Annotated in this window: 1 pseudogene; it reads left to right on the top strand. The window is 61.2% G+C overall.

Annotated elements, in window-relative coordinates:
* Window positions 1-255 (top strand): annotated as a pseudogene (locus AC0L2O_RS37105) (L-carnitine dehydrogenase); the annotation flags it as partial.

The following is a 255-nucleotide window of genomic DNA, read 5'->3' on the forward strand; positions in this document are numbered from 1 at the left end:
GGCATGTTCCAGGTCTACCGCGTCGCCGGCGGCGAGGCCGGCATGCGCCATTTCATGGCGCAGTTCGGGCCATGCCTGAAATGGCCATGGACCAAGCTAATGGATGTGCCGGAGTTCAACGACGAGCTGGTCGACCTGATCGCCACCCAGTCGGACGACCAGGCACATGGCCTGTCAATCCGCGAGCTCGAAAAGATCCGCGACGACAATCTGGTCGCGATCATGGAGGCGCTGTCGAAGCAGAACAAAGGCAAG

The organism is Bradyrhizobium sp. Kon10 (assembly GCF_055807395.1).